This is a genomic window from Glutamicibacter sp. NPDC088483 (assembly GCF_044753145.1).
Lineage (GTDB): Bacteria > Actinomycetota > Actinomycetes > Actinomycetales > Micrococcaceae > Glutamicibacter.
Window position 1 is genome coordinate 1 of sequence record NZ_JBIVMP010000011.1, and the last position, 10285, is coordinate 10285.

Annotated in this window: 13 protein-coding genes and 1 pseudogene; 5 read left to right on the forward strand and 9 right to left on the reverse strand. The window is 55.6% G+C overall.

Translation table 11 applies throughout. From position 1 onward, the window contains the following. Together ACIP6G_RS18090 and ACIP6G_RS18095 are read left to right on the forward strand one after the other, a co-directional pair. A partial coding sequence (locus ACIP6G_RS18090; RefSeq protein ID WP_365946617.1) for a CDGSH iron-sulfur domain-containing protein occupies positions 1 to 106 on the forward strand: 106 nt, incomplete at its 5' end. Between the two features lie 297 nt (positions 107 to 403). After that, the gene (locus tag ACIP6G_RS18095) at positions 404 to 1102 is read left to right on the forward strand and encodes a hypothetical protein (protein ID WP_365946616.1); all 699 of its coding nucleotides are present in this window, start codon (positions 404 to 406) and stop codon (positions 1100 to 1102) included. Positions 1103 to 1149: 47 nt separating this feature from the next. Here the strand turns inward: ACIP6G_RS18095 and ACIP6G_RS18100 are convergent, their stop codons facing one another. From ACIP6G_RS18100 to ACIP6G_RS18125, 6 genes are all read right to left on the reverse strand, one after another. Continuing rightward, on the reverse strand, positions 1150 to 1893 hold the full coding sequence (locus ACIP6G_RS18100) for an MBL fold metallo-hydrolase (RefSeq protein WP_365946615.1): 744 nt from the start codon (positions 1891 to 1893) through the stop codon (positions 1150 to 1152). 135 nt (positions 1894 to 2028) lie between these two features. Then, positions 2029 to 3609: an FAD-dependent oxidoreductase gene (locus ACIP6G_RS18105; protein ID WP_400291627.1), complete on the reverse strand. Its 1581-nt coding sequence runs from the start codon at positions 3607 to 3609 to the stop codon at positions 2029 to 2031. 239 nt (positions 3610 to 3848) lie between these two features. Then, entirely contained in the window at positions 3849 to 4040 is a 192-nt protein-coding gene (locus ACIP6G_RS18110; protein WP_365946613.1) for a hypothetical protein, read from the reverse strand. Positions 4041 to 4184: 144 nt separating this feature from the next. Then, a complete protein-coding gene (locus ACIP6G_RS18115; protein WP_365946612.1) occupies positions 4185 to 4661 on the reverse strand; it encodes a CinA family protein in 477 nt (158 codons plus the stop codon). Between the two features lie 326 nt (positions 4662 to 4987). Next, on the reverse strand, positions 4988 to 5224 hold the full coding sequence (locus ACIP6G_RS18120) for a hypothetical protein (protein WP_365946610.1): 237 nt from the start codon (positions 5222 to 5224) through the stop codon (positions 4988 to 4990). Between the two features lie 123 nt (positions 5225 to 5347). After that, a complete protein-coding gene (locus tag ACIP6G_RS18125) occupies positions 5348 to 5572 on the reverse strand; it encodes a DUF2188 domain-containing protein (protein ID WP_365946609.1) in 225 nt (74 codons plus the stop codon). Between the two features lie 782 nt (positions 5573 to 6354). Between ACIP6G_RS18125 and ACIP6G_RS18130 the strand changes: the two genes are divergently transcribed. Beyond that, complete coding sequence (locus tag ACIP6G_RS18130) at positions 6355 to 7110, forward strand: DUF3592 domain-containing protein (protein WP_365946608.1); 756 nt, start codon at positions 6355 to 6357, stop codon at positions 7108 to 7110. 213 nt (positions 7111 to 7323) lie between these two features. Here ACIP6G_RS18130 and ACIP6G_RS18135 read toward each other — a convergent pair whose 3' ends face one another. Beyond that, complete coding sequence (locus ACIP6G_RS18135; protein WP_365946607.1) at positions 7324 to 7494, reverse strand: DUF4193 family protein; 171 nt, start codon at positions 7492 to 7494, stop codon at positions 7324 to 7326. A gap of 35 nt (positions 7495 to 7529) precedes the next feature. Between ACIP6G_RS18135 and ACIP6G_RS18140 the strand changes: the two are divergent. Then, positions 7530 to 7865: pseudogene (locus ACIP6G_RS18140) on the forward strand (integrase core domain-containing protein); the annotation flags it as partial. A 95-nt stretch (positions 7866 to 7960) separates the two neighbouring features. Here ACIP6G_RS18140 and ACIP6G_RS18145 read toward each other — a convergent pair. After that, entirely contained in the window at positions 7961 to 8104 is a 144-nt protein-coding gene (locus ACIP6G_RS18145; RefSeq protein WP_400291628.1) for a hypothetical protein, read from the reverse strand. A gap of 83 nt (positions 8105 to 8187) precedes the next feature. Then, on the reverse strand, positions 8188 to 9069 hold the full coding sequence (locus ACIP6G_RS18150; protein ID WP_365946727.1) for a manganese catalase family protein: 882 nt from the start codon (positions 9067 to 9069) through the stop codon (positions 8188 to 8190). Positions 9070 to 9297: 228 nt separating this feature from the next. Here ACIP6G_RS18150 and ACIP6G_RS18155 point away from each other — a divergent pair, with 228 nt between their 5' ends. Then, the gene (locus ACIP6G_RS18155) at positions 9298 to 9465 is read left to right on the forward strand and encodes a hypothetical protein (RefSeq protein ID WP_365946725.1); all 168 of its coding nucleotides are present in this window, start codon (positions 9298 to 9300) and stop codon (positions 9463 to 9465) included. Positions 9466 to 10285: the final 820 nt, after the last annotated feature.

Genomic DNA, 10285 nt, shown 5'->3' on the forward strand with positions numbered 1-10285 from the left:
CGAGGCCCGGAAAGGGCCCGTCGCGCTATGCCGCTGCGGGGGCTCTGCCATCAAGCCTTTTTGCGATGGCACGCACAAGCTCATGAAGTTCGAGCAACGGAAATAGGATTGTGATGCCTGCTTACCGGCGAGAACTTCAGATACCTTTTCCTGCCGAGCTATTACGGCACCGCGGCACCGCCGTTCTACTAATTCTCGGAGCCGTTGCTTCAAAGGGGAAACACGGATGTCAGTAGCCACATTCACTATTGAGCGAATCGATGAGCGGCAGTCAGTTCACGAGCATCTAGCTATCTCGGGATTGCTGGCTAAATAGGCAAGCGCCTATGCGCTCACGGATCGGTATGATGCGGCGCAGCTGCAAGGAATTATACAAGCACGGAATGAAACGTTGTGGTGGGATGTGGCCGCACACGAGCAAATAGGCCTCCTCCAGCGGGATCTGCACAGGTTTCTCATCTATCCGGAACTCGATATTGCCCGCATGGATTTTGCTGACCAGCTCTTCGCCCAGTTCGATATCGACCTGCGCACCGATTCCTTGCCCGGCTACTTATCGCTCACTCCACTGGTGGTGGAAGAATATTCTTGTGCGGATCAACTGCGCTGGCCTGGGGTCGGGCATCTGATGTCAGCAAGCCGCCTCTCGCATCGAGCCGAACACCTTACGGATCGGGATCACGCTTCCGACATGGAACGCAGCTGGGCCGAAATGGAGACAGGCAACGAACTTTTCATGGAAGCGCACGACCTTGAACACCGAGACCACCTTCGGGACTCCGGCCGCCTGAAAGAGGCGCCGGAACTTATCTGGCAACTTGATCAAGTCGGCCTAGCAGAAGGTGCCCCGCCGTCACCCAACATCTCGCGAAGCGAGGCGCGCCGGTTGCTGCGGTCCCTGTGCTGCGTCAACGACAGCTCATGGTGGGACCCGGCCACGGGGGCGGAATTCGTGACGAAGTTCTCTGCAGCTGCCCACTGCCAGAACCTCCATCCCCTGGGCAGAGAAGCTCATCAGAAGGTGGCCAAGGAATTCAAGGCCCGGTTCGACCTCGAGGTTCCTAGAGGAACGTACGACATGAGCGAGAATCCATGGATTTGAAGTCGACCCATTACAGCCTTGTGCCTGGTACCTTTAGTCCGTTCAACTCAGGAGCTGCCGTGGGATCTGGCGATGCTCACCAGTTGCTCGACCCCCTGATGCCACGGTTCTCCATGGCCCATTAAGACAGTTCTTGCTCCCGTGGCGGCAAGAACCGCCAAGGACTCAAGTGCCCGTTCAGGATCCACTGTTGCAGCGTCCGAAACGATCTGCGGATAGGCCGTGGCCCGATAGGGATTGTAGGTGACGACCGCATCCCCGGCGATGAGGGCGCCATGATCTGGGAAGTAGTAGGAACAGTGCCCGTGGGTGTGTCCTGGAGTCAATAGCACCTCGGGGTTTCCAGGCACGGGAAGTACCTGCTCTCGGATCCGGTGCACTTCGGCCACCGGCTCCGGCCACCAGGCGCGATTGGCTATCAGCCGTGCCACCTCAGGCAGTGCCCTGAACTGCGTTGCCAAATACCACGACACCGCGCGATTGCGGCCATACTGACGCGGATGGCGCAGCAAAGGCACATCATTGTCGTGAATGTACACCGGGATCTTCGTTTCTCGTCTCAAGCGTTCGGCGAAGCCGATATGGTCGAAATGGCCGTGGGTGAGGATCAACGCTTTGATATCGGTGAGTTCCTTTCCCATTTCGAGCAGCGCAGTCAAGAGCATTTTCCACGAGGTCGGCAACCCGGCATCGACGATCGTCAACCCGTTGCGATCTTCGACGATGTACCAGTTGACTGCGGCATGCTCGATGCGGTGTATGCCTTCGACGACATTGTGCTGGATTTTCATGAATGTTGTCTTTCAGCTCGAGAACGAGAAAACCGGGTGGCTGGGCGCCAGTCGCCAATCCGGCTCGAAGAATTATTGTTGAGGAACAGCCAGTATGGAGAAAGTGGAAACCGGGCTTGTCTTCGTGCGCGCCCCTTAAGAACGCTCGTCAGGGGATATTGTCTTGAGGTCTTGGGTTGCTGGTCCTTCCAGGACTTGGCCTGTTGGGGAGAATCGTGAACCGTGCAGGGGGCAATCCCAGGATTCCTCCGCATCGTTCCAGGACAAGATGCCACCCAAATGAGAGCACACAGCCGAAACTTGGCACGTTTTTTCTGCCGTAGTGGATATTGCTACAGGTTTGAGGCCTTGCCGTCGAACCCACCCGTTGCTTCCTTGTTCGGTCTTAGGCTCATCGCTCGGACCATCAACCGGATTCGAGGATTTTGCCGCGTCTCGCGTGCTGTCTTGGATAGATGCTTCTTGAGCGAATATCGCTGAGTTCCACCCAGTGAGCAGCTTTCTTGCGACACCAGCATTGAATTTCGCGCCTTCGGCTAGGTCCCGGGGACTAGTGATGCGATGCGAAAGCGTTTCAGCCCAAGGAATGCTCCCTCCCAGGATATTTGAGCTGATCTGCAGCGCTGCGGCAACGGCGTTGGTCATGCCCCACTTGTTATAGCCAGTGGCCACATGAATGTTTCCTGAGCTACGGGGAAGCTTGCCGACGAAAGGAACCATATTTGCTGACTGGTAGTCCTGGGCGGACCACTGGTGCACGGCTTGAACGCCGGGAAAATGCTGTTGCGCCCAGTCGTCGAGGTCTTTGAGCTGCTCGGATTCGGATATTCGTTTGCCCACAGGGTGATCATTGCCGCCAACGAGCAGGAGATCGGGCGCGTTGTACTGAGGAACGGTACGCAGGGAACGAGTTGGCTGATCGACTGAAAGGTACATGTTTTCAGGCAATGATCCGGACGCTGAGGGCATTCGGTAGGCTGCTACGTACGATCGGGAATGTGTGAGCTTGGCGAAATACAATCCGCGATCAAGGATCGGGAATCCGGTAGCCAGGACGACATGCTGTGCCCGGTTGGTTCCCTTGTCAGTGTGGAGTGCGGTGAAGGAACCCGACGTTGCCTTGCGCACCCGCACGCCTTCGACGATGCGTACCCCGCGCGAGCGGAGGTCGCTAGCCAATGTTTCCAGCACATCCATGGGGTCGAATTGGGCTTGATCTTTGAGTCGCAGTGCCGCCTGTACGGGGAACGGCAGGCCGATTTCTGTTGCAGCCCAGTGAACATCTAAGCCTGCGTTTTGGGCAATCCGGATCTCGTGCTCCAGTAGCTCTATCCGTGACGGGTCCGTGGTGTAGGTGAAGGCGTCACGTTGTTGCACTGCTACCTTGTGTTCTTCCAGATAGCGCAGCAGCCATGCCTGGCCTTCAAGATTGGCTTGAACATAGGCGTTGACGATTTCCTGGGAAAAATGCTTTCTCATGTCCGACAGAATCGTGCCTTGGAGCAAGCTGAGCTTGGCGGTGGTATGCCCGGTAGTTACCGCGCCGACAGAACGCGCTTCTATGACGGTGACTTTCAAACCAGCCCTTCGCAGTAGTAACGCGGTGGTGAGCCCGGTGAGTCCTGCACCCACGACGAGGACGTCAGAGGTGTCGTCCGGCACGAAAAGATCTGTCTTTATCGGTTCGCGGTGAGTAAGCCATAGCGAGTTAGTCATATCTTGGCCGTTCCTTTGCCGTAGCGGGTCAGGCGGGGTCGAAGATCTGAAACTACCCCGATACTAGTGGAGTGGTGAGTACACAGTTAAGGTGTTTGCATTGGATTCCATGGCCTGCAGGGCGCGGGAAGCGGTCTCCTTGTACTGCGAGTGATGTGGAAAACAGCTAATTTGCGTCTTTGATGAAGGTAGCTGACACGGAATGGCCCGTGCCAGCTACCGGAATTCAGCTAAATTTTTTAGTGGCTGTTTTCTCCGCCGCGAGCTTTCGCTTCAGTTGGCTGTTCTTCAGCTCCCGTGCGGCCAGCTTCGCTCGGATCGGCGCTGTTCTCCTCGCCGAAGCTGCCGGTGCTTGCTTCGCCGCCCTTCTGGGCCTGCTCTTCAGTGTCTTCGCGGTTTCCGAACTGTCCGGAGTTGTTTTCATCTGCCATGATTGTTCTCCTTCCGTGAGGTCCCCACCCTGTGTGAGGAACACTTTTCCCAACATAGGCCCATCCCGCAGGTCTTACCAGACCGGTAAGGTTCCTCTAAGGTAGCTGGCAAAGATCCTAGATATTTCTGCCGGCCTCAATGCTTCAGGCCGTGAGTGCGGCGCGGAGAAGGTGCAACGCCTGGAAAATCGTTTTATCTAGGACTTCTGCAGGCTCACCCTCAAACTGGTACCTCTGCGCGTGTACGCCGCTTTGTGTGTAAACAGCGATATAAACTGTGCCCTCTGCTTCTTCCTCCTCAGGCCCCGGCCCCCCAACACCTGTTACTGCAACAGCGAGGTCACTCCCAAGCAATCGAGCCACTCCTGAAGCCATCTGGCCTGCACAGCGTGCAGTAACAACCTTCCCGCGATCGACGCCCAGGACGGTGAACTTAACCTCGCTGCTGTAGGCGACGACAGACCCTAGGAACCACTCTGACGAATTCTGGGTCGCTCCGAGGCAAGAGGAAAGAGCTCCACTTGTCAACGATTCGGCGACGGACACAGTCTGATGGGTTCTCTGAAGTATTGCCGAAATCGAGTCTGCTAATTCCGTGCACCGTTTCTCTACGGCTGCCATAACGCGTCCTTTCATGCCCATGGGCTACAGCATTTGAGAAGAGATTACGAGACGATCAGTGGAGTAAGGCTTTGACACCGCGTGAAAGGCTCGTTCCCCTACATCTTGCAGACGGACCTTAAGAGTCAAGAATTACGACCAGATAAGCAATCTCGCGGAGAATCTGCAGGTTTGAATTCGATCCGGTACCGCCTCTAGTCCATCAGTCTTGGCGCCGGCATGCATTTACTTGTTATCTTTATGAGAAGCTGGCTTCGCCGACCTCGGAGGAAGCTCTTCAGAGTCTTGCCTGCCATCAGTTACCGGATATTCATCCAGGATCTCTTTCATTCCTCCGGGACGGCGGGATATTCCGAGCGTTGGCTACTCGGTATCGACTCGCGCCATGCGAGATCTCCGGACACGTCGTGAACGTAGATCTCACCAGAGCCCAGTTCTGTAGCTTTGGATAGCGCTTCGCGATATCCCTCAGACTGCGAGTCACAACTTTCCAGATGCAGCCCGCCCAAAGTGACGACCCAGGCTTCTCCGTTGGCCAGTACATGAAAATGGTTAGTGCTCATCTCGTTCCCCTAGTGAACTTGGATATCCGTTCCTCAGTATCAATATGCCACCCTTACTGATGCCACCCGGCAGAGGACGTCATCCGCGCTTGCATCCTGGGATGTTCCGTTCCTCTCGGACTGTCATGCCGGGGTGTTGCGTGGCTCTTCGGCTGAAATAGTATTTTTCTCGCGTATCCGGCCGTCTGGCCCGTGCACGCTGATCTGTGCACCGCCGATTTGGTAAGCGAGGCGCCGGGCGAAGCTGGATGCCTCGTATTGAGTATCGAATCGGCCTTCCGACGAGCCGTTCAAGGAAACTTCCCATACGTCAGTGTTGGTGGTGATGTGGATCTGGTGGATGGCCATCGCGCTGCTCCTTCCCTGGACGGTTGCTATCTTCGGTGACAGTGAATGATTCGTCGAGTCATGTGGATGGGCTGGTCTATCAGGTAATCAGCAGGATAATCATTTCTCAGTAGCCGATAGGGACTACGGGGGGATTCCCAGAATCCAGCCAGTTTTGATGAGCGCAACGAGTAACTTCGGTCGCGGGTTGCCGATAATTTGAGTGGTTCTGACTGCGAAGAGCTGGGAAGGAGCCCGTGGTGGATAGCTCTGGATGGACTCGGAGGCAGACAGAACTACCGAGTGTGACGGACAAACCTGCGGGTAGAGATGACCGCGCCCCGTTCCTCGCTGTCGGCGACAGGTAGGATGCAGTAAGACTTTGGGTCCACCAGAATTCATCATGAGCTCATGGGGTGTCTGCGAAAGCTGGAGCGCCGCGTTCTTTGCGACCTTGAACCCTTGCAATCTGGGCCATGAACGTCAGCACACCTGCTCCTACAAAATCAGCTTCAGGGCAAAATTACCGGCAGTGAGAAAATACTTGCCATACAAGGTCTCAGTAGCAGCAAAGCGAAGTATCCGTCCAACGCGCCGCTCGGCTTAAAACCGTTATTCATTGACCACGATCATTTTCTAGTCCAACATACGAAGCTACTGCGGCATCGTCGCTAGGATTCGTATATATCCGAGAAGGCGAAAGAGCCTGAGCAATGTCCGGGCTGGCTGCGGCTAGCCTATTTTCGTATTCCTCGTATGGATAAACTGGGGTGACGCCGCCGTAACGAAAGTGAACCCAATCCGTGCCTGACAAACCCAAAAACCTTCAAGCGGCCGCCTCCAAGAAAAGAGCTGCGATGTTTGAGCCGCCTGCAGGATGGCGGCGTTCTGAGCAGCAAACGTCGTCTAAGTTTGCTTTCGAAATAAGCAATACCACTAATTGGTACCGTAATGACGGCTACGGGAACGGGTATTTTGCCCCTGGTTGGGATAAGAACCGGATTGCGCGACGAACAGGCGTATTCCGATGGATCGGTCTTGGACTGGTTGTGATCATCACACTCGTTGGTGTTGTGGCATTTATGGGTCAGTTTGAGGAACAGCGCAATTATGATCGGCTGAGATCAGAAGGTGTTCCTAGCATTGGGATCATTGGGCCTGTCGCAGTGGAGCATTCATCGCGCAGAGCGCGGGAAGGATCACGCCAGTACACCACTACGACGAGCGCTTCCATTACGTACATGCACAATAATGGAACGGTCGAGGGTCGCGTAGAACATAGCCAAGTCCGGACAAGGGACTTCCTATCTACTTCCAAGGTGGCCTCCTCTGATCAGTACCCTGAACCATTCTGGCGCGAAGGAGATATCGTTGAGCTATACCACGATCGAGATCATCCTGAGGACTTTGTTCTGCAACATGTCTATAAGGAGATTGATGCAGGACGGATGCCGCGCGGCGCCTTGCTGGTACTGATTTTCACTGGGGTGTTTCTCGTAGTCCCTGTGCTTTTTATCGTTGTTGGGGCAAGGAACGTACGACGTGCCAGAGAACTCTAGCTCCGAATCACCCTGTTTAGATGCCAGGATGCGTCGAGGTTTCTCAGGCCGGCCGGGGAAGTCTGAACTGTGAGAATCTTGTTTCTTCGGTCAGTGCCGCTGGATAGAATCGCATGCGCAGAGCCTAATGACGGAAGTTATCTCGGTACGAGGGATGTAACGAGCGGGGCTGTAATCAGCGGTTGAAGCCAATGGAGTACCGCTGCTATTGTGCTACGAATATTCTTGAACGCAGTCACGGCAGATGAACCCGTTAGCTGTGTTCTTCTCTGCCTGGCTTCGATGGCGAATGGTAAAGCATCCCGCGCAGACGAATTCGTCTTCACCTTGCGGGATCACATTGACGGAAAGCTCCTCATTAACGATGGCACCAGGAAGTTCCAAGCCGTCTGAGAAATCAGTTTCTTCAAGTTCTGTCGAGTGAGGCGTGGTTCAAGACCTTGAAGTATCTTCCGACATTCCCGCAGCGGTTTGGATCACTTGTTGATGCCCGGGCTTTCATGGACCGGTTTGTTCAGTCGTATAACGGGCACCATCGCCATTCGGGGATTGGGTTCCATACGCCTGCTGATGTTCATTTCGGGATGACTGGGCATGTTGATGACCAGAGGTTGGCTGCATTGCAGAAGGCTTGGGATGAGCATCCTGAGCGTTTTGGGCGGCGCAGGTTGCCGAAGAAGCTTCAGATGCCCGAAGCGGCGTGGATCAATGAGCCGGTGAAGCGGTTGGAAGGACAAGAAATGCAAGCTGGTTAACACTCATTGGTCTCACTTGACTTGAAAATTTCCGACCGCGTAAATCGGTTGGGATCCAACCGGCTACGACATCTTCGGTGTCCGATCGGCTTTTCCTAATAGTTGGCGGGCGGGTCGGAGGCGGGGAATGATTCTCTCTCCCATTCTCTTGCCAGCGCCTCTTCTTCGTTTTTAGTTCCTTTGCCTGGGGATTCATCTCCGTCAGGCGTGATGGAATTCCGTGTCGGTTCCTGGCTCATTTCATTCCTTTGTTTTCGGATCTCATGGGCAATTCGCTATCCACGCCGGTGGGTGGAAAGAATCCTCACGACGAAGTGAGAGCTTATTCCTTTTTCAACTTGTCCTGGACGGCTCCGGCAGTCTTCTCGACGATGTTCGGCACGTCAGTGGTACCGAAGAACCTGCTGTCTGGGCGTGTTGGTGCCGGCATCGGTGCGCAGCTGGAAGGCCCGTCCAGGTAGGTGAATTCGCCCTTCCCGTCTGGTGTGGGGCCGGAAGCCCATGAGCCGTCGGCTGCCGCAGCACCGTCAGAGAAGTTCAGGTACTGGTACGAAACTTCGGTGTGTTCCTTGGACTGCGGGAAGTTGCTCGGCACCGGCATCTTCTCCATCCCCTCGGCCTGCAACTCCATCGCTGCTGCAGTCCACTGGTTCTGGTGCATGGTGTCTCGGGCTAGCAGGAAAGAGAGCATATCCCTGACCCCGTGGTCATCGGTCATGTGGTAAAGCCGGGCGACTTGGAGCTGTCCTTGCATTTCTGCGTTGGCGTTGGAAGTGAAATCGGCCAGAAGGTTTCCGCTAGCAGTGACATAGGCTCCGCTCCACGGGTTGCCCATGCTATCAACTGGCCGGGCTCCGGCTCCGGCGACAATGGCTTGTTGGACATCGGTACCGCCGACCACTGCGGCGATGACCGGATCAGACTGCACAGTTTCCTCGGTGATGCCTAAAGGTGTCTTTTCCAGCAGCTGGGCGATCATGGTGGCCAGCATTTCGACGTGTCCGAATTCTTCGGCTCCGATGCCGAAGATCAGGTCGCGGTATTTGCCAGGCACGTGGGCGTTCCAGGCTTGGAAACTGTATTGCATGGCGACGGTGATTTCGCCGTATTGGCCGCCGAGGACTTCTTGGAGCTTGCGGGCATAGACCGCATCGGGGTGGTCCGGGGTGGCGTTGTACTGGAGTTCTTGCTTATGGAAAAACATGGTTCTCTCCGCCGTGGGAATGGGTCGGCTTGGCACAAACCGGGGAGTCCCGGGCTGGCGCCGTCGTACCTTATTCACGCTAGAAATTTCCTGGAGAAGTTTGAACCATACCCCTTCGATAGGGAGGTTACTCTCAGGTAGTACATCGCGAAGGCTCTTCGGTGCCATCCTGTATCCGTAGTGGATCAATGGCTGCGAGGCAGCCAGGTTAGGGATGGAGAGGAAACAATGGATATTGAAGCCATGCGTCAGCGTCAAGCTGAATTAGTGCAGGTCCTTGCGGTGGCGCAATCCCCGATCGAGTTGGCTCGGGCCAGCGGTGAGTTGGAAAGCCTGAACCGCCAGTTGGAACGCGTGCAAGAATCGGCAGCGGGAAAAGCCTCCGGCGAACAGTAGACGGCGGTGAGCCTAACTATTCTTTTGCCGGGCTTAAGAAAGCCTCCGCAAGCCCCCGCATGGGACTTGAGCCAATACGTAGCCGTCCTCCGGCATAGGATATTTCTTCCGTTGCCCGCTATCCCAGCGCAACACATGATGTGAAGGCGCGTTCTGCCACCCACGATGGCCCGAAAAGAATGGTGGTGAAAGGGAAGACGTGCCATCCCCGGCAACGGCCCATTCCGCTAAGAGCAGCGTGGCAGCGACGAGGGATCCGGCCGCCGCTGGCTTTAGACGCAGCAGCATTCCGAGAGGAAGAATGGACAGCTCAAGAACCAGACGTAGAGGTTGATCCTGGAAGTCATGGGATTGACGAAGGCGTTGGGCTCTGAAGTGCGCTGCAGTTGGCGACCTCCAAATCACCAGAAGCTCATCGGCACGGCCTTGGATTCATCCTCGCGCAAGGATAGTGCGGCTGAGTTCGAAATTTTTAAAGAGGATATCCCCGCGGTATCCGTCGGGGCCGCCGACCATCGTCACCTCAATCCATTGGGGAACTGTTCCAGGTGTTCGGTGAGTTCATCCTCCCGGAAGGCTTCTTTCCATTTCAGCGGAAGAATGTACTCCATGGGTGGGCGGCCTGGAAGCAATTCCCGGATTCTGGGTACTTCAGTGGCTGGAGTACATCGGTGGTGGGCATAACCTTGGTTTTTCCTCTATATGCTGGCTTTGGCCGAAGGTTACTGGCACGATCATCCTCAGGCCACTAGTGCTGACCGTGCGATCAGTGTGAACGAAGGAGCATCATGCATCTGCCCGTACCCCGCGGAGACCTGTC